23 protein-coding genes are annotated in these 23,624 nt (G+C 43.8%); 8 read left to right on the forward strand and 15 right to left on the reverse strand.

The features are described 5' to 3' along the window. Positions 1-229: 229 nt before the first annotated feature. From hisS to fumC, 4 genes are all read right to left on the reverse strand, one after another. The gene (gene hisS, locus B0I27_RS07045) at positions 230-1,630 is read right to left on the reverse strand and encodes a histidine--tRNA ligase (RefSeq protein ID WP_106292508.1); all 1,401 of its coding nucleotides are present in this window, start codon (positions 1,628-1,630) and stop codon (positions 230-232) included. A 111-nt stretch (positions 1,631-1,741) separates the two neighbouring features. Further along, complete coding sequence (locus tag B0I27_RS07050; protein ID WP_106292509.1) at positions 1,742-2,536, reverse strand: S1/P1 nuclease; 795 nt, start codon at positions 2,534-2,536, stop codon at positions 1,742-1,744. 2 nt (positions 2,537-2,538) lie between these two features. Next, positions 2,539-3,042 carry a fumarate hydratase gene (locus B0I27_RS07055; protein WP_106292510.1) on the reverse strand — a complete coding sequence of 168 codons (504 nt, stop codon included), beginning with the start codon at positions 3,040-3,042 and terminating at the stop codon, positions 2,539-2,541. A 46-nt stretch (positions 3,043-3,088) separates the two neighbouring features. After that, the gene (gene fumC / locus B0I27_RS07060; RefSeq protein WP_106292511.1) at positions 3,089-4,486 is read right to left on the reverse strand and encodes a class II fumarate hydratase; all 1,398 of its coding nucleotides are present in this window, start codon (positions 4,484-4,486) and stop codon (positions 3,089-3,091) included. Between the two features lie 194 nt (positions 4,487-4,680). On the opposite strand from fumC, the gene B0I27_RS07065 reads away from it, so the two are divergent. The 4 genes from B0I27_RS07065 to B0I27_RS07080 all read left to right on the forward strand — a co-directional run bounded on the left by B0I27_RS07065 (position 4,681) and on the right by B0I27_RS07080 (position 7,346). After that, positions 4,681-5,826: a serine hydrolase domain-containing protein gene (locus B0I27_RS07065; RefSeq protein WP_245925452.1), complete on the forward strand. Its 1,146-nt coding sequence runs from the start codon at positions 4,681-4,683 to the stop codon at positions 5,824-5,826. A gap of 100 nt (positions 5,827-5,926) precedes the next feature. Then, the gene (locus B0I27_RS07070; RefSeq protein WP_106292513.1) at positions 5,927-6,307 is read left to right on the forward strand and encodes a response regulator; all 381 of its coding nucleotides are present in this window, start codon (positions 5,927-5,929) and stop codon (positions 6,305-6,307) included. 43 nt (positions 6,308-6,350) lie between these two features. After that, the gene (locus B0I27_RS07075; RefSeq protein WP_106292514.1) at positions 6,351-6,656 is read left to right on the forward strand and encodes a YbaB/EbfC family nucleoid-associated protein; all 306 of its coding nucleotides are present in this window, start codon (positions 6,351-6,353) and stop codon (positions 6,654-6,656) included. Between the two features lie 6 nt (positions 6,657-6,662). Beyond that, positions 6,663-7,346, forward strand: coding sequence for a metal-dependent hydrolase (locus B0I27_RS07080; protein WP_106292515.1), 684 nt, complete (start codon positions 6,663-6,665; stop codon positions 7,344-7,346). 54 nt (positions 7,347-7,400) lie between these two features. On the opposite strand, the gene B0I27_RS07085 is transcribed toward B0I27_RS07080, so the two are convergent. From B0I27_RS07085 to B0I27_RS07135, 11 genes are all read right to left on the reverse strand, one after another. Then, the gene (locus B0I27_RS07085; RefSeq protein WP_219904994.1) at positions 7,401-8,663 is read right to left on the reverse strand and encodes a glucose-1-phosphate adenylyltransferase; all 1,263 of its coding nucleotides are present in this window, start codon (positions 8,661-8,663) and stop codon (positions 7,401-7,403) included. 3 nt (positions 8,664-8,666) lie between these two features. Further along, entirely contained in the window at positions 8,667-10,082 is a 1,416-nt protein-coding gene (locus tag B0I27_RS07090) for a glycogen synthase (RefSeq protein WP_106292517.1), read from the reverse strand. Positions 10,083-10,243: 161 nt separating this feature from the next. Continuing rightward, entirely contained in the window at positions 10,244-13,042 is a 2,799-nt protein-coding gene (gene polA, locus B0I27_RS07095; RefSeq protein ID WP_106292518.1) for a DNA polymerase I, read from the reverse strand. Next, a complete protein-coding gene (locus B0I27_RS07100; protein ID WP_106292519.1) occupies positions 13,043-13,402 on the reverse strand; it encodes a carboxymuconolactone decarboxylase family protein in 360 nt (119 codons plus the stop codon). Between the two features lie 4 nt (positions 13,403-13,406). Beyond that, the gene (locus B0I27_RS07105; protein WP_106292520.1) at positions 13,407-13,730 is read right to left on the reverse strand and encodes an MGMT family protein; all 324 of its coding nucleotides are present in this window, start codon (positions 13,728-13,730) and stop codon (positions 13,407-13,409) included. Further along, complete coding sequence (trmB, locus tag B0I27_RS07110; RefSeq protein ID WP_106292521.1) at positions 13,730-14,380, reverse strand: tRNA (guanosine(46)-N7)-methyltransferase TrmB; 651 nt, start codon at positions 14,378-14,380, stop codon at positions 13,730-13,732. The genes B0I27_RS07105 and trmB overlap by 1 nt, the downstream gene beginning before the upstream one ends. Before the next feature lie 101 nt (positions 14,381-14,481). Further along, positions 14,482-14,922 (reverse strand): hypothetical protein, encoded by a 441-nt coding sequence (locus tag B0I27_RS07115; protein ID WP_106292522.1) that lies wholly within the window; start codon positions 14,920-14,922, stop codon positions 14,482-14,484. After that, positions 14,922-15,281, reverse strand: coding sequence for a phage holin family protein (locus B0I27_RS07120; protein ID WP_106292523.1), 360 nt, complete (start codon positions 15,279-15,281; stop codon positions 14,922-14,924). Before B0I27_RS07120 ends, B0I27_RS07115 begins: the two co-directional genes overlap by 1 nt. A 31-nt stretch (positions 15,282-15,312) precedes the next feature. Beyond that, positions 15,313-15,591 carry a YtxH domain-containing protein gene (locus tag B0I27_RS07125; RefSeq protein ID WP_106292524.1) on the reverse strand — a complete coding sequence of 93 codons (279 nt, stop codon included), beginning with the start codon at positions 15,589-15,591 and terminating at the stop codon, positions 15,313-15,315. Between the two features lie 87 nt (positions 15,592-15,678). Next, positions 15,679-16,662, reverse strand: coding sequence for a response regulator (locus B0I27_RS07130; RefSeq protein WP_106292525.1), 984 nt, complete (start codon positions 16,660-16,662; stop codon positions 15,679-15,681). Positions 16,663-16,799: 137 nt separating this feature from the next. Beyond that, entirely contained in the window at positions 16,800-18,200 is a 1,401-nt protein-coding gene (locus tag B0I27_RS07135; protein WP_106292526.1) for a sigma-54-dependent transcriptional regulator, read from the reverse strand. A gap of 210 nt (positions 18,201-18,410) precedes the next feature. Between B0I27_RS07135 and B0I27_RS07140 the strand changes: the two genes are divergently transcribed. The 4 genes from B0I27_RS07140 to B0I27_RS07155 are packed head-to-tail and all read left to right on the forward strand — an operon-like array spanning position 18,411 to position 23,599. After that, positions 18,411-20,081 (forward strand): glutamine--tRNA ligase/YqeY domain fusion protein, encoded by a 1,671-nt coding sequence (locus B0I27_RS07140; protein WP_106292527.1) that lies wholly within the window; start codon positions 18,411-18,413, stop codon positions 20,079-20,081. Continuing rightward, positions 20,082-21,362: a replication-associated recombination protein A gene (locus tag B0I27_RS07145; protein WP_106292528.1), complete on the forward strand. Its 1,281-nt coding sequence runs from the start codon at positions 20,082-20,084 to the stop codon at positions 21,360-21,362. Between the two features lie 20 nt (positions 21,363-21,382). Further along, positions 21,383-22,861, forward strand: a complete 1,479-nt coding sequence (locus tag B0I27_RS07150) for a DUF5687 family protein (protein ID WP_106292529.1) — start codon at positions 21,383-21,385, stop codon at positions 22,859-22,861. Positions 22,862-22,867: 6 nt separating this feature from the next. After that, entirely contained in the window at positions 22,868-23,599 is a 732-nt protein-coding gene (locus tag B0I27_RS07155) for an ABC transporter ATP-binding protein (protein WP_181276703.1), read from the forward strand. Positions 23,600-23,624 lie beyond the last annotated feature (25 nt).

Consider the following 23,624-nt stretch of genomic DNA (forward strand, 5'->3'; position numbering starts at 1 on the left):
TTGAATATGCCTTTATTTAAACGCGTCTTAAGCTGAGTATAGGCTATCTTATACGGAAGATACCTTACACTTATGGGACAGTAAAACGGTTTTACATTTACAAGGAAAAAAGCCGCTAATGATATACCTCAAAAAAATCGTTCAGGTTCAGCTTTGCAGTTTTTTTAAATGGAACGAGGCTGATCATTTCTTTGATGACAGCCTCGTATATTGGTTTTCGGATTGGAACTTAGTTCTTGAATTTTTGGATCAAAGCTTCCAGGCTGATTTTTTCCTGGGTTCCGGCCTGCATGTCTTTAAGGGTGAGTTCGCCCGTTTGCATCTCATCACTTCCAATTAGTACAACGTAGGGTATGCTTTTCCCATCTGCATAGGAGAGTTGCTTCTTCAGTTTCGCCGCTGCGGGGTACAGCTCAGCAGCAATATTTTGCTCTCTCAAAGCCTGGATGATCGGCAAAGCATACATCTCAGCCTCCGTATCAAAGTTGGTGATCAGGAGCTTGGTCGTCTCTGAAGTGCTTTCCGGGAAGAGATTTAGCTCTTCCAGCACATCATATATACGGTCAGCGCCGAAAGATATGCCGGCACCTGTAAGGCCTTTTAATCCGAACATTCCGGTAAGATCGTCATATCTTCCTCCTCCTCCAATGCTTCCCATGGCCACTTCATTGGTCTTCACTTCGAAGATTGCGCCTGTATAATAGTTGAGGCCACGGGCGAGTGTAATATCGAGTTCAAGGAATGAAGACATTCCTTCAGCAGATAGCTTGGTTAATCCTTTCAGATATCCGAGGATGGACTCAATTTCGCTGATTCCTTTTAATCCTGTCTCTGATGATGACAGAACCGCTTTCAGCTGTTCCAACTTTTCCAGCGTGCTGCCCTGAAGTAAAATAACGGGTTTAAGCTTCTCGATATCTTCCGGGCTGAAGCCCCGTTCAATCAATTCTTTGGTTACTCCATCAATGCCGATCTTGTCGAGTTTGTCGATGGCTACGGTCATATCAACAATCAACTTCGGCTTTCCGATTATTTCGGCTATTCCTGAAAGGATCTTCCGATTGTTGATCTTGATGGTGAAGTCTTTTAAGCCAAGCAAGGAAAGTGCTTCTTTATAGATCAGCACGAATTCGGCTTCATTAAGCAGGCTTTCAGAGCCTACGACGTCTGCGTCGCACTGGTAGAATTCCCTGTATCTTCCTTTTTGCGGACGGTCAGCACGCCATACGGGTTGAATCTGAAACCGTTTAAATGGAAATGAGATCTCATTTTGGTGCATGACCACATATCTGGCAAAAGGAACGGTAAGGTCATACCGCAACGCTTTTTCGGAAATTATGGGTAAGAGTGATTTGGAACTATAGTCAAAGTCGGGAGTTTTCTGCTTTTTCTTATCTGCATCACTCCAGAAGTCGCCGCTGTTCAGGATCTTGAAGATCAGCTTGTCTCCTTCTTCACCATACTTTCCGGTAAGTGTACTCAGGTTCTCCATGGAAGGAGTTTGTATTTCCTGGTAACCGTATTTACGGAAGACGGTACTGATAGTTTGAAATATGTAGTTACGTTTCACCATCTCTGATGGTGAGAAGTCGCGTGTGCCTTTTGGAACAGACGGTTTAATGTTCGCCATGGCGGCAAAAATACAAATTGCTGGCTTAATTCGCTCATGGTGAGACCATGATCTGATAGGTTATTATCCTTGCAGCCTCGTTTATGACTGCAAGGATATCGGTTATTGCTGTTAGCTTCCGAAGATTTCGTTCAGCAGGCCGGCCAGCCTGACGCCGCCTTTTACTAATTGCTGGTTGGTAGTGTCGATCCAATCGTAGTTATAACGATAGCTGTAATCGGTGCTTTCTTCAGCGGCTTTATAAAGTTCTTCGCTTTTCTGGTAAGATTCGTAAACCCATGTAGTAAGATCATCCGATTGCCATTTGCGTATCTCCTGACTTTTAGCAGAGTTTACTGCGTTTGTGTATTCGGTGTAGCTTAGCTGCTGGTATTCAATGATGTTGGAATCCCAAATGCTGTGAAGATTATCGGGCCGGTTGAACCATTTGACTTTAATGTCATTTCCTCCTTTGTCGGCTGCGCGGCCACAATGCATAGGCTGGTGAATATCTCCCACGAGGTGGATCAGAATGCGGAGGTAGAGCTGTTTTTCCTCCATCGGAAGATCTTTTTTCTTCAGCTCTGCTGTTACGAAGCGTATTTTATTGAAAGCGTTTGCTATCGTATCCTGCTCAAGGGCTGCTTTAGCCTGTTCGTAATTCAGACCTCCGGGTAGGTTCACGAAGTGCCAGTTATTCATATAGCGGTAGTGCGGATTGGATTTAATAAAGTCCATCCAGGTGCTGCTCATGGCTATAGTCTCATGGCCCAGGATCTTTTTGATCTTCTTTTTGGTTTTCGAGCTGATGTGTTGCTCGGCTACCTCGCCAACGACACGATGACCTATAAGTCCCCAGGCATTCGACTGCGCAGGGAGATACAAAATGAACGCAGACAGTAACGCTATCTTAAAAAGTGTTTTCATTATTAAAGTGGTTGTGGATTGCAGGTGATCTTTTCTTTCAACGCCAGCGACATCGGTAAGTGCTGATGGATATTTACCAGTTCAATTTTTTCGGCTTCGGTCTTTCGGATCAAAAACTTCGGATTGTATACTCCTGTGCGGTAGCATCCCGATAATTTCTGTTTGAAATTAGCATGTGTAAAGGCGCCGACCATGTAGAGAGTATCTTCTCTGATCACGTAGTTTCCTTTTGCATATTCTTTCCAGTGGCCACCTTTGAAACAGCTGTCGGCATAATAGTTCACTTTTGAGAAGCTTTCGATATTCACATAGAAAGAGTCGCAGGTGAATTTAAAGGTGTGCTTCACGCTTAACAACAGGCTGTCTTTAAAGGGTAAGGACGCTTCTTCCCAAACGCCTTGAAAGGCGGGGGAGCCACTTTTCTGGATGTTGGGGTTGAACCTGCATGCGGAAAAGAGAAATAAAATAAAAAGTAATGAAGCGGAAGGCAGAGATCTGTATATCATAAAATAAAAATTCCCTCTCTTTTGAGGAGAGGGATTTAATGGAGAACTATTTAAGGCCTCCGATCATGTCTTCAGGGCGTACCCAGTTATCGAATTGTTCATCAGTAAGCAAACCAAGTTCCAGAGCAACCTCACGGAGTGATTTGTTCTCTTTGTGAGCTTTCTTGGCAATCTTGGCCGCATTTTCATATCCGATATGTGGATTCAATGCGGTTACGAGCATCAGGGAATTGTTCACGTGCTTTTTAATGCCATCGTAGTTTGGCTCGATGCCAATAGCGCAATGGTCATTAAAGGAAACGCATGCGTCGCCTAAAAGGCGTGCACTCTGCAGAAAGTTAGCAGCGATAACCGGTTTGAACACATTGAGTTCGTAGTGGCCGTTAGAACCGCCAATTGAAATGGTCACGTCATTACCCATTACTTGTGCAGCGACCATGGTTAGTGCTTCACTTTGTGTAGGGTTAACTTTTCCTGGCATGATGGAAGATCCCGGCTCATTTTCAGGGATGAAGATCTCTCCGATTCCTGAACGCGGACCTGAGGCCATCATGCGGATGTCGTTTGCGATTTTCATCAGTGCTACAGCCAGTTGCTTCAGCGCTCCGTGACTTTCAACCATTGCATCATGAGCAGCCAGTGCTTCAAACTTGTTTTCCGCTGTGATGAAGGGGAGGCCTGTAAATTGAGCGATATATTCCGCGACTTTAACATCATATCCCTTGGGAGTGTTGATACCGGTGCCTACAGCTGTGCCGCCCAGGGCTAGCTCAGAAAGGTGAGATAATGTGTTTTTTATAGCTTTAAGGCAATGATCCAGTTGAGATACATATCCAGAAAACTCCTGGCCCAATGTTAATGGAGTAGCATCCATCAGGTGGGTACGCCCAATCTTAACAACGTCTTTAAAAGCTTCTGACTTTTGTTTAAGGGTGTCTCTTAATTTTTCAACACCGGGGATGGTGGTGTGCAATACCATCTTATATGCCGCAATGTGCATGGCGGTGGGATACGTATCGTTTGAAGATTGACTTTTGTTGACATCGTCATTTGGATGAATAAACGTCTTGCCGCTGCCAAGTGTGTTACCCTGAATAACGTGTGCGCGGTTGGCAACAACTTCGTTAACGTTCATGTTGGATTGAGTGCCTGATCCGGTTTGCCAGATAACTAACGGAAATTCGTTGTAATGGTCGCCGTTCAGTATCTCATCACAGACCTTGGCAATCAGATCGCGCTTCTCTTCAGGGAGTATCCCGCAATCGGTATTCGTATATGCGGCTGCTTTCTTCAGGTATGCGAAGGCATCAATTACCTCCTTAGGCATAGATGCTTCAGGCCCTATTTTAAAGTTATTTCGCGAGCGCTCTGTTTGGGCTCCCCAGTATTTATCTGCAGGGACCTGCACTTCGCCCATGGTGTCATGTTCTATTCTGAAATTCATGATTTTACGTTTGGTCAGCAAATTTAATTTTTTTATCCTTTATAATCAGAGGGAAAAGCGTTTTAAGCAATGTTGTTGCGTTGGTTATTGTAATAATTTTCTGATTTTCGTGGCTGATTAACAGCCATCTTCTTTCCTTTATGACACGTATCTGCCTCTTTATAGTATTTATTTTTTGTACCTCTTTTTCGTTCATGTCCTGCTCTTCGGAAAGTAAAACAACTGAACGAACGCCCGAGGATGATAAATCGGATAGTCTGATGTTGGTTTATGATCCCGCGAAAGGTGATAAGCAGATTGATGAATTTATGCATAACCTCCATAAAAAGAGAGGGTTTAATGGAAATGTGCTGGTGGCAAAGAAAGGTAAAATCATCTATCAGAAAGCGATTGGTTGGGCTGATTATCTCCACCGGGACAGTTTACATATCCATTCCAAATTCGAGTTGGCATCGGTTACCAAGCCTATTACGGCTACCGCGGTGCTCATGCTCGCTGAACAGGGAAAGCTGAAGCTGGATCAGACGGTGAAAGATTTTTTTCCAGACTTCCCATATGATGGAATTACTGTAAGAATGTTGTTAGCTCATCGTTCGGGCATGATGAACTATGTTTATTTCGTAGACGGCGTGTTTAAAAAAGAGAAGCGGAGCGAACGGAACGGGATCAGTAATATGGACGTGATGAAATTAATTGCTGAACGCAAGCCTTCGCCGTATACGAGGCCTGACGTCAAATTCCACTATAATAATTCTAATTATATGGTTTTGGCTGCGATCATTGAAAAGGTGTCTGGAATGCCTTTTTCGCAGTTTATGAGCGAGAATGTTTTCAAGCCGGCGGGAATGCACAATACAGCGGTTTACTCCAGGGCAGAATATGAAAAGATTCCGGTTGATGTAATTGGGCATGATCGCACCTGGCGCTATTCGGTGGTGCAAAATTTCCTTGACGGACCAGTTGGAGACAAGGGGGTTTATAGTACGGTGCAAGACTTGTTTATCTTTGACCAGGCGCTGCGCAAGGGTAAGCTGCTTGGTAAGGCATGGCAAGACTCTGCCTATACCGGACATAATGAGAAGGTCAGAGGTCATTTTAATTACGGTTACGGGTGGAGAATATTTGAAGGTAAAGATGACAAGGTGGTTTACCACACAGGATGGTGGCATGGGTTTAGGCATATCTATCTGCGTGACCTGAAATCAGATGTGACGATCGTGTTATTGAGTAACCTGACAAACGGCAGTCTTTTACAATTGGATGAATTGTATAAGATGGTTGGTATGCCTGTAGTGCGCAGATCTGCTTATTCCGGAAACGGTGATTCTGCGGATGAATGATCAATTTAATTGTAATTTGGTCGTTCCTTTTTGTATGTTTAATAATTCGCCATATTGAAATGAGGCTATATAGAGATGACTGGTGTTTAGTTTATAAAATATGAGAAAGGTTTTTATCATTGATGATGACGTAATTCATCAGAGAATTGCTCAGATAATGATTGAAAAACATCATACATATGATTCCATAGCGAGCTATACGGAAGCCGGAAAGGCCTTGGGTTTTTTGCAAGAGAACTTACAAAATAAAGCTGAACTTCCGGACGTAATTCTTCTGGATTTAAATATGCCGGTAGTCGATGGATGGGATTTTCTGGATGTTTTCAAGACCTTTGAATCGGATTTGGCCAAGGAGATCAATATTTATATCGTTAGTTCCTCAGTCGATGAGAACGACAAGGCGAGAGCCGCAACCTATAGCTCCGTGAAAGGCTTTGTTTCCAAGCCGTTATCACCTGCAACTCTGAAAGAACTTGACTAAACTATTGCTTCTTATTTTTGTATTAATAAAATAAAAAACTGATATGTTCGACAAATTAATGCAAGTACAGCAGCAGGCTGAAGAGATTAAAAAGAGGTTAGACTCAATAACTGTAAAAGGTGAGGCAGAGGGTGGAAAGATCAGCGTAAGCTCTACCGGAAATAAGAACATCACATCTATTCAGATAGATGATGAGTTTTTTAAATCTGCGGATAAGGAGGAACTGGAGGAATTACTAGCTGTTGCCGTCAATAAAGCCCTTGTTCAGGCAGAGAACGTTCATCAAACGGAAATGCAGGCCTTGAGCAGTAATATGTTAGGAGGTTTAGGGAATCTTTTCAACGGATAATCGCTTATGAAAGTAACGTATTACGGACAATCATGCTTCCTCCTGGAAACGCAGGGCTTCAATATATTGTTTGATCCTTTCATCAGTCCGAATGAGCTTGCTCAGCATATAGATATAGATTCCATACCTGCGGACTTTATTCTGGTATCGCACGGGCATCAGGATCATACTGCGGATCTTGTTCATATTGCGAAAAGAACAAATGCTGTTGTTGTTTGCGCCTTTGAAATATCTTCCTGGTTAGAGAACCAAGGTGTTACCAATTGTCATCCTATGAATCTCGGTGGACAATGGAACTTTGATTTTGGAAATGTGAAGATGGTTTTTGCCGCTCATTCCAACTCTCTGCCCGACGGGACATATGGTGGGACCGCCGCAGGATTTGTTATTAAAACATCCGGGAAGACATTATATTATGCAGGGGATACTGCGCTCACTCAGGAAATGAAATTAATCGGTGAGTTGAGCAGCCCTGATATTTCTTTTCTGCCTATTGGTGATAACTTTACGATGGGGATTGATGATGCGATAATTGCTGCCCGCTTCGTTAACTGTAACCGGATCATTGGTATGCACTACGATACATTCGGCTATATTAAAATTGATAAGGCGGACGCTATAGAAAAATTCGGGGCTTCAGGAAACGAATTGACGTTGGTTGATATAGGAGCGACCATTGAAATAGAGTAAAGACAAAAAAAGAGCGGTACATAAGTGCCGCTCTTTTTCTTTTAACATATTTTTTTAAATCACTGTGCCGTTTGGAATAACAGCGGATTTCTTTATTACCACGATTCCCTCTCTAACGGTATATTTCTCATAGTCTCCGTCTTCAAGATGAGGGCCTCCGTTGATACGTACGTCGTTTCCTATCCGGCAGTTCTTGTCCAGAATGGCATTGTTGATGAAGCATCGTTCACCAACGCCCATTATCGGAGTGCCGTTCTTGCGGGCCTCTTCAAGTTGTTCAAGTGTCTGGTAATAGTCGGATCCCATGATGTAAGTACATTCAATTGTAGACCCTTTTCCGATTCGTGTTCTTATCCCGATCACTGAGCGCTCAATGCGGCTGGCATCGATAATGCAGCCATCAGATATCACCGTCTTTTCAAGGGTAGTTCCCATGATCTTGGAAGGAGGGAGCATGCGTGCCCTGGAAAAGATGCTTTTCTTATCAAAGAGATTGAACTGAGGGATATCATCTGTCAGGCCGATATTCGCTTCAAAAAAAGAAGGGATTGTACCGATATCGGTCCAATAGCCATCGTACTGGTAGGCAACTACCTTTTTCTTGTTAATTGCTTCCGGAATGATTTCTTTTCCGAAGTCAGTATGCGGATCGTTTGTGAGGGTATCGTAAATAATATCTTTGTTGAAGATGTAAATACCCATCGACGCCTGGAAAATTCTTCCCTGCGACCGCATGTCTTCGCCAACTTCTGAAGTCCAGTCTTCCAGACCAGTCTTTGGTTTTTCAGTAAACGACGTGATATTAAAGTTTTCGTCTGTCTTCATGATACCGAACGAAGAAGCATCTTTTGCAGTCACGGGGATCGTGGCAACAGAGATGTCAGCTTTAAGGGCAGCATGCTTTTCGATCATGTCATTAAAATCCATTTGATATAGCTGATCACCTGAGAGGATGAGCACATATTCAAATTCAAATGGAGAAATATGATGCAGACATTGTCTTACAGCATCTGCGGTTCCCTGGTACCATCCGGTGTTGTTGGGAGTCTGCTCGGCTGCGAGTATATCCACGAATCCATTGCTGAACACATTAAAGTGGTAAGTGTTTTTAATGTGTTTATTCAATGAAGCGGAGTTGAACTGAGTCAGGACGAAGATTCGGTCGATTCCTGAGTTAAAACAGTTGGAAATGGGAATATCTACCAGTCGGTATTTTCCTGCAATGGGTACCGCCGGTTTTGATCGCGTGGCAGTGAGGGGGTGAAGCCGGGTTCCCTGCCCGCCTCCCAGGATAACTGCAATAACTTTGGACATAATATATTATTTAAGGCTGTTATATAGATCGATATATTGGTTTGCCGAACGATTCCATGAGAAATCAAGCAACATCATTCTCTTACGTAACAATCGAACGTTGCTCGTGTTTGCATATAAATCTACAGCTCGTGTGACAGAGGCAACGATAGAATCAACATCCAGTTCAGGGAAACAAATTCCGTAACCTTCAGGTTCTGCCGCATCGATAACGGAATCTTTAAGTCCTCCTGTGCTGCGCACGATTGGTATGGTTCCGTATTTCATAGCGTAGAGCTGGTTTAGTCCACAAGGCTCCACTCTGGATGGCATTAAGAGGAAGTCAGCACCTGCGTAAATACGGTGCGAGAGTGCCTCATCATATCCTATATAAACATTATAATCCTTCTTGTACGTTTCTTTTAACTGGGCTAACTGGTCTTCGATAGCCGGGTTTCCTGAACCGAGAACCAGGATGCTTGCTTTACTTTTTGCTACCGAAAGTATCTGTTCTATCGCAGCAGGAAGGAGGTCGGCGCCTTTTTCATCGACGAGTCTGCCTATGAAAGCGATGAGCGGTTTGGACAAGGTAAAGCCAAATTCTTTACAGAGTGCCCGTTTATTTTCCTGTTTACCCTTCGTTACGTTATCCAGGCTGTAATTCAACGTTAACAGTGGGTCGGTAACAGGGTTCCATACGTCTGTATCAATTCCATTTAAGATTCCGGAACCTTTCTTTTCCTCCTGAACAAAAAGCGTTTCCAGTCCTTTTGAGCTCTCCTTTAGTTCTTCGAGGTAGCTTGGCGATACGGTAGTATATTTCCAGCATGATTTAACGGCTGCTGCAAGAGGGTTGATTGCACCGCCCCAGTCCAGAACGCCTCTGGTCCATGGATCTGTTTCCGGAAGGTAATGGAACTTATCCCATCCAAACCAGCCCTGGTACTGGCCGTTATGAATGGTCAGGATAGCAGGGATGGTAGATAAAAAGCGGTACTTAAAGCCGTGAGACATCAGGTAGGGCACAAGCGCGGTGTGGTGGTCGTGGCAATGAACGATGTCCGGGTTATCCTTAAACTTCAATAGCCACTCCAGGAAAGCAAGCTGAAATGCAATAAACTGCTCCGTTTCATCGGGATAGGAGTAAATTTCTGACCGGTCCAGCAGTCCGGGTATCCGGATCATGTGTAAGTGGAAGCCCAGTTTATCGGTCGTTTCTTTCAGTACCTGAAAAGGAAGGTTCTTGTCGCCCATTCGAACTTCTGATTCGTAGACGACTTCAAACTCATTATCGCGAGCAAACTTCCTGTCGTAATAAGGAGTCACTACAATAGCAGTTACTCCAAGTTCCTGCTGATATTTTGGTAGAGCGCCTACCACGTCTCCCAGCCCTCCGACTTTGGCTAAGGGATAGCATTCTGCACTTAGATGTATTACAACCATGATTTAATCCGTGTAAGGTTTAATGTTTTAATGAATACCAATAACCTCTTAAATGTCCGAAGGTTTAGTATAAAATGCTTTTATATGTTCGAAAAAGTTAACGACTTAAATGTATCAAAAATTTAATTTCATAAAGTGTACAAAATCAAGCATTGCGTGATTTAATGTGCTTTCAACCAGTTGGAGCCGGTGCCCATCTCAACGAGAATGGGAACGGTAGTAACCAGGGCAGTTCTCATACGTTCCCCGACGATCTCCTTTACCTGATCCAGCTCGGGTGTGAAGACGTCAAAAACAAGTTCATCATGTACCTGCATGGTCATTTTTGATATCAGTTTCCGTTCGCTGAAGTCCCTATGTATGTTGATCATCGCCACTTTAATGAGATCAGCCGCTGAACCCTGGATGGGGGCATTTATGGCGTTTCGTTCGGCAAATCCCCTGACTGTTGCGTTTGCTGAGTTAATATCTCTCAGATAGCGACGGCGTCCCATAAGCGTTTCTACATAGCCATTCTCCCGCGCGAAGTTCATTGTGTCATTCATATAGCGTTTTATGCCAGAATACTGGTTGAAGTATTCTTCGATAATTGCAGCCGCTTCTTTACGGGGGATACCCAGATTCTGGGAAAGGCCAAAGGCTGATTGTCCGTATATGATTCCAAAGTTAACAGCCTTGGCGTTGCGTCGTCGGGTATCGTCGACCTCATCAAGAGCGATCCCATATACCTTTGCAGCGGTTGCCGTGTGGATGTCGAGTCCTTTGTTAAACGCGTCCATCATATTTTCATCGCGGCTGATTTCGGCAATAAGCCGGAGCTCGATTTGGGAATAATCTGCTGAAAGGAGAATGTGGTTTTCATCCCTGGGGATAAAGGCTTTCCTTACTTCTCTTCCCCGCTCTGTACGGATGGGGATGTTCTGAAGGTTTGGGTTGGTTGAACTAAGCCTTCCGGTGGCTGCGACTGCCTGGTTGTAGGAGGTATGCAACCTCTGGGTCTTCTGATTGATCAGCGTTGGCAACGCATCTACATACGTAGATTTCAATTTTTGGAGTTGACGAAAATCGAGGATATCACGGGCAATATCGCTTTTGCTCGCGAGCGCAGTGAGGATGTCTTCGCCGGTCTGGTATTGACCAGTTTTGGTTTTCTTCGCTTTGGGGTCAAGCTGAAGTTTGTCAAACAAGACTTCTCCTAACTGTTTTGGCGATGCAATATTGAATCTTACTCCGGCCTTCTCATAAATGGTTTTTTCTAGCTGTTCTATATCCACTTTCAGCTGGAGTGAATATTCGTCCAGTGCCTCCTTATCAATACGGACGCCTTCGCGCTCCATATCAGCCAGCACGTAGATCAGCGGTGTTTCCACCTCCCGGAATAGCTTGTCTGCATTTGCCTCGACAAGGCGTGGTTCAAACACTTCTTTGAGTTGCAGGGTAATATCTGCATCTTCGGCGGCATACTCCTTGATTTTTTCTATTTCGACATCGCGCATATTACCCTGATTCTTGCCTTTCGATCCTATCAGGGAAGTAATCTCGACGGGTTTATAGCCAAGATAGTTTTCTGCCAGAATATCCATATTGTGCCTTGTGTCGGGATCTAACAGGTAGTGTGCGATCATGGTATCGAAGAGCAAGCCCTGAACTTTTATATCATACCAGTTCAAGACGAGTATGTCGTACTTTAGATTCTGTCCGCTCTTCTCGATTTTTTCATTCTCGAACACTGGCTTGAAATGATTGATCAAGCGGAATGTTTCTTCCTGATCTGCAGGGAAGGGAACGTACCATGCGTCGCCCGTCTTGATCGAAAAAGAGAGTCCGACCAGCTCACAATTGTTAGCGTCAATGCACGTTGTTTCGCTGTCGAAGCAAAAGCTGTTTACAGATTCGAGGATGCTGATGAGTTCAGCCACTTTTTCCGGCGTATCAGCCAGGTGATAGGTATGGGGAGTATTATCGATATTTTTAGTGCCCTGAAGGGGTTCTTCCGGGACAGCGAAGGTGGGAGCAGGGGTGTTGACGGGCTGACCGAAAAGATCGATCTGCTGGCCGAATCCCGTAGGTGCCGAGCCTTCAGCTTTTAGTTCTTCACCAAAAACCCTGCGGCCGATCGTTCGGAACTCCAGTTCAGCAAACAACGGCTCCAGCATTTCCCTGCTTGGTTCAGTAACAAGCAAGGCCTCTTCGTCCAGTTCAACGGGGGCGTTAAGCATGATGGTAGCGAGCTTTTTAGAGATAAGCCCCTGCTCGGCGAATTTCTCGACGTTCTCACGCATCTTGCCCTTCAGTTGATGACTGTTTTCGATAACGGCTTCAACTGATCCGAATTGTTTTATAAGAGTTTTGGCAGTTTTTTCGCCAATGCCCGGGATGCCGGGAATATTATCGACCGCGTCACCCCACATACCAAGTATGTCGATAACCTGATGGACATGTTCTACCTCCCATTTAGCCAACACTTCCGGAACTCCCATAATTTCGAAGTCATTGCCCATCCGCGCCGGCTTGTATATAAATATATTATCAGACACCAGCTGGGCGAAGTCTTTATCGGGTGTCATGCAGAATACGGTATATCCTGCTTGTTCGGCCTTTTTTGCCAAAGTTCCGATAATATCATCAGCCTCATAGCCATCAGACGTGATCACAGGAATTCCAAAGCCCTGAATCAGCTTGAAGACATAGGGAAGGGCTGCAGAGAGATCCTCCGGCATAGCCTGCCGGTGTGCTTTATAATCTGTAAACTCAATATGTCGTTCTGTAGGAGCTTCGGTATCGAAAACTACGGCAAGATGGGTGGGTGTCTCCTTTTTTAATATTTCGAGCAGGGTATTCGTGAAACCCATTACTGCGGAGGTATTCAATCCCGAGGAAGTAAACCTCGGATTTTTGCTAAGAGCGAAGTGAGCCCTGTAGATCAGGGCCATACCGTCTAAAAGAAATAATTTTTTCATTTAAAGGATCGTTTTATCAGAAACCGACAGCTCATCCCAGTATTCGACAGCTCTCCGGTAGTGAGGAATAACAATAGAACCTCCGACCAGGTTCGCGATCATAAATACTTCGTTAAGCTCTTCCGAAGTGACGCCTGCTTCATGGCATTTACCGAGATGGTATTTGATGCAGTCATCGCAGCGAAGTACCATAGAGGCAACCAGACCCAGCATTTCTTTCGTTTTGACACTCAACGCTCCTTCTGCGTAGGAGGTCGTATCGAGTGCGAAAAAACGTTTGATATTGGTGTTGGCGGTTTCCATGACCCGGTCGTTCATGCGGGTTCTGTAATCATTAAACTCGTTTACTAACTTTCCCATCTTATTATTTTAAGGGGTTCCAGAATAGATGCCGGAAATTTACAACTTGATCATTTATCACTTCTACTCCTTCGTTTCTCAGCAGTTCAGCCATCAGTGACTCTCCCTGAAAGGCGCGCTTTCCTGTGAGAAGGCCTGTACGGTTGACTACACGGTGTGCAGGAACCGGAGGGGTTACTGTAGCTGAGCCATTCATTGCGTATCCCACCATCCTGGCTGATCCCTTAGTTCCAAGGGCTTCGGCTATGGCACCATAGGTGGTGACCCTTCCGGGGGGAATTTCTCTGGCAATAGCATAGACCTTTTCGAAGAAATTTTCATCATTCATTACTTAAAGCTACAGCTTAAATAGTTGATGTTCTTGTCGTGTAACAGATATTTTTTCTCATAGTATGTTTTGATGGAAAGAATATCGCTAACCAGATCTGATTTATACAAATCTTCTGTCCGGCTAAGAAGCGTCAAACCCTGCTCTTCTATCTTCTCGAGCGTATAGGCATGAAGTGCATCGTTATCGGTCTTCAGGTGTAAGATGCCTTCGTCGTTAAAAATGATTTTGTATTTTTCGAGAAACCGGGGGGAGGTAAGTCGTTTTTTCTCGCGGCTCACCTGAGGTTGCGGATCTGGGAAGGTAATCCAGATTTCTGATACCTCATTTTCGTCAAAATAATCCAGGATATTCTCGATCTGGATACGAAGAAATGCAACATTCGATATGCCTTCTTCTATGGCTGTTTTGGCGCCTCTCCAAATGCGGTTTCCTTTGTAGTCAATTCCTATGAAGTTCTTTTCGGGAAATAATTTAGCGAGGTTTACGGTGTATTCCCCCTTTCCACACGCCAGTTCAAGAATAAGCGGTTTGTCGTTTTGGAAATGTGCGGCACTCCAGCGCCCCTTCAAAGGTTTGCCTTCATCCAGCTGTAATACATTCGCGAATGTTTCTATTTCAGCGAATCGTCTTAGTTTATCTTTGCCCATTGCATTGTTTTCGCTGCAAACTTAGATAAAAATCGCCTGATAAGGTATAGATAAGGACATACAAAAAAGGCACTGGTTTAGCAGTGCCTTTTTTGTATGATTTAGAAACTTTCGCTATCAGGTGGAATCCCGTAATCGCGAACAGGGGCTCTTTTCTTTTTCGGTCCCATGAAGTTCTTTATCAGACCGTGGACCTTGTCTATTGCGCCTGAAACAGCGTTCGAGGTGACATTTTTTGCGGCCTTCTGAGAAAGGAAGGTAATGAGCATTTTAGCGATAAAGCCAGATCTTTTAAATAGGAATCCGTTCATGATCAGAGGAATTCCTACCCGTGCAAGATTGGTTATCATATCCTGGTTCAACAAATTTTTACCCAAAGGCTGATTTGTATTACCGCTTTTAAACAGACTGCTAACCGCATGAAAGATCGCCGAAGGGCTGCTAAGCTGTTCTTTGATCAGTTCTTTTTGCTGAAATTCTTTAACCTTAAGGAGTTGTATCTCTGCCTGCACTTCTGCCAGACTACTGAAGTTCTTTTCCATTAGTTCTCTCCTTTATTAAATATTTTTTTAACCATAAAGTCCTGCAGGAACTTGTTGATATACTTCTCCTTGCTCATATTGGTAACTATGGCAAGGGCAAGATAAATCAATGCGACTATTCCAAAGCCCGCTGCATAGGAATTCAGTAATTCTCCTAGAAACAGGGCAAGCGTAATAGAGGCAAACAGGAATGTAAGCAGCATTGCAACCACCACGACAGCACCCGTAATCATTGAAGAAACGAGTACCGTAAGCTTATCAATGGCCGTCAGTCTTGTTAGTTCTACTTTGGTAGAAATATATTCTTTTATCAGAGAAACAATATCTGGGACTTGTTTCTGGTCTTGAGATTCGGGCATAGTCTTAAAGGTAAATGAAACAGATCTTTAATTAAGCAGGCTCTGTTGCTGGAGCTTTGACTTCTTCAAGAGTATCTTCGGCCGTACCAAGGGTTGTTTTGAGATTTTCAACGATTTTCTCTTTCAATGATGATAAATTGTCAATTTCCTCTGCTGCACGGTCCTTGATTGTATCTCCCAAGTTTTTTAATGCATCATTTAGCCTGTCGCGGGTTTCAGTTCCTCTTTCTGGTGCGAACAGGATACCAAGGGCTGCTCCCGCAGCTACTCCTGCTAATAGTGCCACTAATACTTTTGAATTGTCATTCATGGTTAAAAAGTTTAAGTTATAAGGTAATATCACTTATAATACAAAAGAAGTGATGGAACTGTTTTGATAATTTGTCTTTATATAGGGTTAGTCTCTGCACTCTTCCTCCAGTGTTTGAAGTGCCTGATCGGCAAAAGAAGCATTCATACGAATAGCATCAAACAGTGAGGTATCCCTCGCATAAGCTTCCGGATCGAGCTCGGTCTCAATTGCCTGATTGATTTTTGAGAGGGAGGTTCTTACCGCCCTTACAGACCTGGAAAATCGATCTCTCAGTACATGAGATGACGATGGTGTTGCGGAATGTTGGAATTGTGGATGGCTTTCTTTAACTTCTTTAATAAACGTGTAGAATAGCTCGGTTTGGCCGTGCTGGGGTATTTCAATGAAAGAGGATACGCAACACGTGCGGACGTCTCCGTTTAATGTAAGGACTTCCAGCAGCGTTTCGTTTATCGCACCGTCTCTTTGGAGCACCCTTACGAAAGATTGCCGTTGAGAGGAATGGCGGTAGAAAAAAGCAGTATTGATATCTTCCATGTCAGCATAATTAACACCGAAAAAACTCAGGGCACTGCGGTTAGCATCAAGTATTTGACCGGAGGGGGTGCTGATAATTATCGCGTCTTTGGAACGTTCGAACAGAACGCGAAAGGTGTGCTCATTCCTTTTGAGTTTTTCCAGCATTTCAAACTGTGTAGTAGCGTAGCGGACTGATCGTTCCAATACTTCAGTATTAACCCGGTCTTTGGTGATATAATCGGCTGCTCCAGCTTTCAGAGCTTTTTCGTTTATACTTTCCTCCCCCTTGCTGGTTAGCATGATAATGGGTTTAGTACAATTAGATTTAACTGCTTCGCTCAGGAGTCGAATACCGGAGTAATTTGCAAATTTATAGTCTACCAGATAAAGTGCATAACGATCCTTGAGCATGGCGTTTATCGCTTCCGAGTAGGTGGCACACCAACTCAAGCTGTACCTTTTTGTGTCAATTCCCGAAGCTAAAAGGTTATGTATCATGAAGTAATTATCTTCATTGTCGTCAACCAAAAGTATTTTCAGGGCTTGCATCTAATTCTAAGTTCTGAGCGGGATGATAAATTGTAATGCCTCTATCCGTTTTAGACAAGTAAAGGAAATCGACATTTCTGTCGACAATATATTGTCAAAAAAAATGCCACTATCCGTTTTTCCAGCCCTGATGGATATTATCCGAGGTTGATAGCCTTCATCTTATTATAGAGTGTTTTTCTATCTATGTTTAGAATCTGTGCTGCTTTGGTTTTATTAAAGTTGACTTCCTTCAAAACGGTCAGAATTGTTTCATATTCAGCTTCAAGCGCCGCATCTTTCAGGCCGCGACGCGGCTCACGGGAATGTATAGCATCGACGGCAATTTCCATGGCTGCAGATTTGGTGTAATTTGAGATCTCCAGAGGAAGTGCCTTCAGCTGAACTTTAGGGGTTTCAGACAAGAGTGTCGCGCGACGGATAACGTTTTTGAGTTCCCTCACGTTGCCAGGCCAGTTGTAGCTCATCAGGCAAGTAATCACCTCGCTGGAAAAGCCTTCGATATTTCTGTTAAGCTCCTTATTTGTGAATTTCAGGAATTTCTCTGCGAAGATCATGATGTCGATATCCCGTTCACGCAAAGGAGGTAAGTGGATGCAGAATTCATTAAACCGGTGGTAAAGATCCTCCCGGAAGCGTCCTTTTTGAATGGCCTCATGCAGGTTTTCATTGGTAGCGATTATTATACGTACATCAAGGTCTATTTCTTTGGTGCTTCCAATTCGCTTCACTTTTCGTTCTTGCACGATCCTTAGCAGTGCTGCCTGAATTTCGTAAGACAGGTTTCCGACCTCATCCAGGAAAAGTGTTCCTCCGTTTGCCATCTCGAAGTGGCCGATTTTGGTATATAGCGCTCCGGTAAAGGAGCCCTTTTCATGTCCAAAAAATTCGCTTCCCGCGAGTTCTTTTGTGAGAGAACCGCAGTCCATAGCAATAAACGGTTTATCTCTACGATTACTTTTGAGGTGGATGGCATGCGCAATGGATTCTTTTCCAGTGCCACTTTCGCCAGTCAGGATTACACTGTAATTAGTTGGAGAGATCAGGTCCAGCTGTTTTATGAGCTCTTTTGAAGCGGCGCTTTCTCCAATGATAAATTCATCAGGATACTCCCCCGCTTTGGCAGCTTTCTCTTTTCGCTGAGGAGTTGGAGAGCCTTCAGATTTAAAAATAGTGTATTGAAGATCAATAGCTTTACTTATGGTATTCAGAATTTCATCTGGATATAAAGGCTTCGTGATGTAATCGTAAGCGCCCATTTTGATAAGCTCTACGGCAAGTTTGATATCTGAATAGCCAGTAATGATGATTACCCCCGTTTGCGGATAGAGTGCTTTTACTTTTTTAAGTATTTCTCTTCCATCGGTATCCTCAAGCCGAAAGTCACACAGTACCAGTTGAAACTTTTCCTTCGAGAGCAGCTCCAGTGCTGCGGCTCCGGTTAAGGCAGTAGCTACTTCATATCCGTTTCTTGTGAGAAACTTTGATAACAATATTCCGATATTTACTTCATCATCAACTATTAGAATTCTTTTCATATATATCGCCGAAAGTAATAAAGGTATATTTTATATTTAATATGGGAAAAATTTTCTACAACTGACGTAAAAATTATCCTATAAAACCCCTTATAGCGGTTCTTGACAATTATTATGTAAATATAGGAAACGGTAAGTAAATTGTTCCTGAATTTACCCACTGTGCGATAAGGAAATGTTTAGTATTTTTGACGTCTTTTTAACCTGAATATGAGCGAAGAACGGTCACTGAATTTTATAGAAGAAATAATTGAAGAAGATATCAAGAATGGAAAACACGGAGGACGGGTGCATACGCGCTTTCCGCCGGAGCCAAACGGTTATCTGCATATTGGCCATGCTAAGTCTATTTGTCTGAATTTCGGTCTTGCCAGGAAGTACAATGGAGAAACAAATTTAAGGTTCGACGACACGAATCCGGAAACTGAGGATACAGAATACGTTGAGAGTATCAAGGAAGACGTAAAGTGGTTGGGTTTCGAGTGGAAAAATGAGCTCTACGCATCAAATTATTTTGATCAACTATACGCATTTGCAGTTAGGCTAATTGAAAAAGGACTTGCCTATGTGGACGCTAGTACGGCAGACGAAATTGCACAGCAGAAGGGAACGCCTACAGCGCCCGGCCTGGCTAATGCATACAGAAGCCGCAGCGTTGAGGAAAATCTTCGGCTTTTTGCTGAGATGAAGGAAGGTAAATATAAAGACGGTGAGATGGTCCTGCGGGCTAAAATCGATCTGGCCTCTCCTAACATGCACATGAGAGATCCGATCATGTACAGGATCAGGCATGTAGCACATCACCGTACGGGAAACGAATGGTGTATTTACCCCATGTACGATTTTGCGCACGGGCAGTCGGATTCCATCGAAGAGATTACCCATTCTATCTGTACCCTTGAATTTATTCCGCACAGGCCACTCTACGAATGGTTTATAGACGAACTTGAGATTTTTCCGAGCAGGCAATACGAGTTTGCCCGTTTAAATATGACATATACGGTGATGAGCAAACGTCGCTTGCTGCAACTGGTTAACGAAGGCTTCGTTAGCGGCTGGGACGACCCCCGTATGCCGACGATCAGCGGACTGAGGAGGCGAGGGTATACGCCAGCGTCGATCCTTGATTTCTGTGATCGTATAGGTGTAGCTAAGCGGGAGAACGTGATAGATGTAAGTTTGCTTGAGTTTTGTATCCGGGAAGATCTGAACAAAAGCGCTTGGAGACGAATGGCAGTACTTGATCCGCTGAAGCTTGTTATTACGAATTATCCTGAAGGCGAAGTGGAAATTTTCGAGGGTGAAAATAATCCGGAGGTAGAAGGAGGCGAGGGTTCGCGAGCCATTCCTTTCAGCAAGGAGCTTTGGATAGAGCGTGACGATTTCATGGAGAACCCTTCCAAAAAATACTTCCGTTTAGGCCCTGGCTTAATGGTTCGTCTGAAAAATGCCTATATCATCAAATGCGATGACTTTAAAAAAGATGACGCGGGGAATATTACCGAAGTACACTGTTCATATATCCCGGAGTCCAGATCGGGGAATGATACTTCGGCAATCAAGGTGAAAGGAACTATTCACTGGGTCAGTGCGGCTCATGCCGCTAAAGCTGAAGTGCGGTTGTATGACCGACTTTTCCATGATGAGGATCCGGTTGCTAATGGTCGTGATTTTGTAGAAATCATTAATCAGGACAGTCTACAAGTGATTCCGGAGGTTTATATCGAACCGGATCTGGTTAACGCTGAGATGGGCAAGGGCTATCAGTTCTTAAGGAAAGGTTATTATACTCTGGATAAGGATTCGACTCCGGAGAACATTATTTTTAACAGAACAGTTACGTTAAAGGACACCTGGGCGAAAGAAGTTAGAAAGGGATAGATGGCGACGATACCTCCATTGGCAGAACGCATGCGCCCGGCTGGCCTGGATGATTATTCAGGCCAAAAGCACCTGGTGGGTCCGGGTGCTATCCTGCGCAAGGCCATTGAGAGCGGAAATTTGCCGTCGATGATTCTCTGGGGGCCTCCGGGAGTGGGAAAGACCACTCTCGCTTATATCATCTCGAGGCATCTGAGCCGGCCTTTTTTTAGTCTGAGCGCTATCAATTCAGGAGTAAAAGATGTCCGTGAAGTCATTGAGAAGGCAGCGCGGCTGAAAGAAACAGAGGACAATCTTCCGGTTTTGTTTATCGATGAAATTCATCGGTTTTCCAAGTCGCAGCAGGACTCACTTCTGGGTGCTGTAGAGCGCGGTCTTGTGACGTTAATCGGTGCTACTACGGAGAATCCGTCGTTTGAAGTGATATCGGCGCTTCTTTCCCGTAGTCAGGTATATATATTGCAACATCTCACGGAAGAAGATCTTCTGGAGTTGATCGCTCGGGCTTTGAAGGAGGATGTTTATCTTTCAAAAAAGGAGATCAAAATCAGGGAGCATGAAGCGCTTTTGCGATTGTCGGGTGGTGATGCACGCCGTTTACTGAATGTTCTGGAGCTGGTTGTTAATGCCGGAGGAACTGAGGAAGTGGAGATAACCAATGACTTTGTATTGAAGCATGTTCAACAGAACATGGCGATATACGACAAGGCGGGTGAGAATCATTATGACATTATATCTGCATTTATTAAGTCCATCCGGGGCAGCGATCCAAATGCAGCGGTGTACTGGCTGGCAAGAATGATAGCAGGAGGAGAAGATCCATCTTTCATTGCCAGGCGTTTGCTCATACTGGCGTCTGAAGACATTGGGAACGCCAACCCTAATGCATTATTGCTGGCAAATACCTGTTTCCAGGCGGTAAATGTAATAGGCCCGCCAGAATCCCGGATTATCCTCTCGCAAACTGTCACTTATCTTGCGTCTTCAGCGAAAAGTAACGCGAGTTACGAGGCGATTGGTAAGGCTCAGGAACTAGTTGCCAGGACGGGCGATCTTCCTGTTCCCCTGCACATACGCAATGCTCCTACCAAGCTGATGAAGAACATCGGTTACGGAAAGGACTATAAATACGCTCACTCATATGAGAATAATTTCAGGGAGCAGGAATACTTTCCGCCGTCTTTAAGCGGAACTAAGCTATATGATCCGGGTGAAAATCCCGCTGAACAAAAATTACGGGAAAAGCTCAAATCTCTCTGGAAAAATAAGTATAATTACTAAAAGTTTCCAACCTTGTAGATATGACCTTATCCTTTTTCCAGCATCAGTGGAAGGCGTTCTGGCGATCAAAAAATACAGGAAAGAGTGTTGCGGTGAGAGTGGTGATGGCTTTTCTCACATTGTATCTTTTTCTTAATATCGTTTTTGTAGCTTTTTTTCTGGATAGAATCCTGGATGAGTTGTTTCCTTCTGAAACGGTCATTTCGGCGTTTAATGGAATTCTGCTTTATTATTTCCTGATGGATATCCTGACCCGCTTTCAGCTTCAGGAGCTGCCAACCCTGAGTGTCAGGCCCTATTTGACATTGCCGGTTACCAGGCGTCAGATTGTTAATTATCTGAGTGTATGTTCGCTATGGACACCCTTTAATATAGCGCCTTTGCTGCTAACACTGCCGTTCCTGTTGAAGCAGGTGCTTCCTTTTCATGGGGCAGCGATCTTTTTCGGATATTTGGTTTCGATTATAGCTCTCACTTTATTCAATCATTTCTTCAGCCTTTGGTTTAAGCGAAAGGTTAACATCAACAGCTGGTTTCTTCTGGGATTTGTGGTGATTGTGGTTCTTTTAGCACTACTGGACTTCCATTGGGAAGTGATATCATTCTCTGATATTTCGAGATCTATTTTCAACGGCATTTACACCATGCCGTTGCTATGCGTTGTTCCTTCCATCCTGGCGACGGTCATTTTTCTGGTTAACTACAACTTCTTAAAAAATAATCTTTATCTGGATGAGCTTCGTTCTGATCACTCGGGTGAGAAGTCGAGTACTGATATAGCTTTTCTCAACAAGTTTGGAATAGCCGGGCAGCTTGCAGCCCTGGAGCTCAAGCTTATCATGAGAAACAAGAGACCCGGGTCTTCGCTTAAAATATGCGGGCTCATGATGTTTTATGGATTGCTTATCTATACGAATCCGGCATACGGTACCGGGTACGGGTGGAAGATTTTTGTAGGTATGTTTATGACAGGAATCTTCATTATCAATTATGGACAGTTTATGTTTAGCTGGCAGTCCAGCCATTTTGATGGTATCATGGCTCAGAAGGTGAAGGCCGAAGATTTCTTGAGGTCTAAATTCATCCTCTTCTACTGCTTCTCTGCTGTGGCGTATATCCTAACTATCCCTTACGTTTACTTTGGCTGGGAAGTACTGCTGATACATTCGGTGATGTTTCTCTGGAATATCGGCATCAATACGCTGATCGTTCTATATTTTGCTACCCGTAATTACAAGCGGATAGATTTGTCAAAAGGTTCGTCTTTTAATTGGGAGGGTGTAGGAGCCTCTCAGTGGATATTAAGTATTCCGTTGATTTTTCTACCTTATGTGATTTTTCTGCCTTTCAGCCTTTTCGGCCTGCAAATGTGGGGGATCCTGCTTATTGCCCTCAGCAGTGTGGCTTTGTTGATCACCCGCAACTATTGGCTTGACCTGCTGGTACAGGAATTTAATGAAAAACGATATACTATAGCTGAAGGTTTTAGAAACGAATAAACCATTATGATCGAAATTAGAGATTTAAAGAAAGTATATAACGGCGTAACTGTGGTAGATGTTCCTTCTCTTAGCATTTCAGCAGGAGAGTCAGTAGGACTTGTAGGTAACAACGGTGCAGGAAAGACGACTTTATTCAGGATCATACTGGACCTGATACGTAAAGATAGCGGTGAAGTAATTTCAAAAGGTTACAATGTGTCGGAAACGGATAATTGGAAGGACTACACGGGATCCTATCTGGATGAGGGATTTCTGATCGACTACCTGACCCCTGAAGAGTATTTTTATTATATAGGATCACTCTATCAAGTTTCAAGAAGTGACGTCGATTTAAAGCTTGATATGTACAGGGAATTTTTCAATGACGAGATTCTCTCGAAAAAAAAGTATATCCGTGACTTGTCTAAAGGAAATCAGTCTAAGGTAGGAGTCATAGCCTGTCTTCTACAACAGCCGGAAATTATACTTTTGGATGAGCCGTTTGCCAATATAGATCCCAGCACTCAGATCAGACTGAAGAATATTCTCAAGCAAATAGAAAGAGGATCGAATTGTACTACAATCGTGTCGAGTCACGATCTCAACCATGTGACTGATGTATGTCAACGTATTTTGCTGATGGAAAAGGGTAAGATCATCAAAGACATCCGAACTGACAGTAACACGCTAACCGAACTGGAATCGTATTTTTCCGTGCAACAGGTTGAGAGTTTTAAAAGTATAGATCGAAGTTAAAATAGTATCAGGACACATAAGTCTT

It is taken from the genome of Arcticibacter pallidicorallinus (assembly GCF_003002875.1).
In the GTDB taxonomy this organism is placed as follows: domain Bacteria; phylum Bacteroidota; class Bacteroidia; order Sphingobacteriales; family Sphingobacteriaceae; genus Arcticibacter; species Arcticibacter pallidicorallinus.

Excerpts from the sequence above, each read along its gene's own strand:
- hisS (WP_106292508.1), bottom strand. The coding sequence starts at position 1,630 with ATGGCGAACATTAAACCGTCTGTTCCAAAAGGCACACGCGACTTCTCA.
- B0I27_RS07050 (WP_106292509.1), bottom strand. The coding sequence starts at position 2,536 with ATGAAAACACTTTTTAAGATAGCGTTACTGTCTGCGTTCATTTTGTAT.
- B0I27_RS07055 (WP_106292510.1), bottom strand. The coding sequence starts at position 3,042 with ATGATATACAGATCTCTGCCTTCCGCTTCATTACTTTTTATTTTATTT.
- fumC (WP_106292511.1), bottom strand. The coding sequence starts at position 4,486 with ATGAATTTCAGAATAGAACATGACACCATGGGCGAAGTGCAGGTCCCT.
- B0I27_RS07065 (WP_245925452.1), top strand. The coding sequence starts at position 4,681 with ATGTCCTGCTCTTCGGAAAGTAAAACAACTGAACGAACGCCCGAGGAT.
- B0I27_RS07070 (WP_106292513.1), top strand. The coding sequence starts at position 5,927 with ATGAGAAAGGTTTTTATCATTGATGATGACGTAATTCATCAGAGAATT.
- B0I27_RS07075 (WP_106292514.1), top strand. The coding sequence starts at position 6,351 with ATGTTCGACAAATTAATGCAAGTACAGCAGCAGGCTGAAGAGATTAAA.
- B0I27_RS07080 (WP_106292515.1), top strand. The coding sequence starts at position 6,663 with ATGAAAGTAACGTATTACGGACAATCATGCTTCCTCCTGGAAACGCAG.
- B0I27_RS07090 (WP_106292517.1), bottom strand. The coding sequence starts at position 10,082 with ATGGTTGTAATACATCTAAGTGCAGAATGCTATCCCTTAGCCAAAGTC.
- polA (WP_106292518.1), bottom strand. The coding sequence starts at position 13,042 with ATGAAAAAATTATTTCTTTTAGACGGTATGGCCCTGATCTACAGGGCT.
- B0I27_RS07100 (WP_106292519.1), bottom strand. The coding sequence starts at position 13,402 with ATGGGAAAGTTAGTAAACGAGTTTAATGATTACAGAACCCGCATGAAC.
- B0I27_RS07105 (WP_106292520.1), bottom strand. The coding sequence starts at position 13,730 with ATGAATGATGAAAATTTCTTCGAAAAGGTCTATGCTATTGCCAGAGAA.
- trmB (WP_106292521.1), bottom strand. The coding sequence starts at position 14,380 with ATGGGCAAAGATAAACTAAGACGATTCGCTGAAATAGAAACATTCGCG.
- B0I27_RS07115 (WP_106292522.1), bottom strand. The coding sequence starts at position 14,922 with ATGGAAAAGAACTTCAGTAGTCTGGCAGAAGTGCAGGCAGAGATACAA.
- B0I27_RS07120 (WP_106292523.1), bottom strand. The coding sequence starts at position 15,281 with ATGCCCGAATCTCAAGACCAGAAACAAGTCCCAGATATTGTTTCTCTG.
- B0I27_RS07125 (WP_106292524.1), bottom strand. The coding sequence starts at position 15,591 with ATGAATGACAATTCAAAAGTATTAGTGGCACTATTAGCAGGAGTAGCT.
- B0I27_RS07130 (WP_106292525.1), bottom strand. The coding sequence starts at position 16,662 with ATGCAAGCCCTGAAAATACTTTTGGTTGACGACAATGAAGATAATTAC.
- B0I27_RS07135 (WP_106292526.1), bottom strand. The coding sequence starts at position 18,200 with ATGAAAAGAATTCTAATAGTTGATGATGAAGTAAATATCGGAATATTG.
- B0I27_RS07140 (WP_106292527.1), top strand. The coding sequence starts at position 18,411 with ATGAGCGAAGAACGGTCACTGAATTTTATAGAAGAAATAATTGAAGAA.
- B0I27_RS07145 (WP_106292528.1), top strand. The coding sequence starts at position 20,082 with ATGGCGACGATACCTCCATTGGCAGAACGCATGCGCCCGGCTGGCCTG.
- B0I27_RS07150 (WP_106292529.1), top strand. The coding sequence starts at position 21,383 with ATGACCTTATCCTTTTTCCAGCATCAGTGGAAGGCGTTCTGGCGATCA.
- B0I27_RS07155 (WP_181276703.1), top strand. The coding sequence starts at position 22,868 with ATGATCGAAATTAGAGATTTAAAGAAAGTATATAACGGCGTAACTGTG.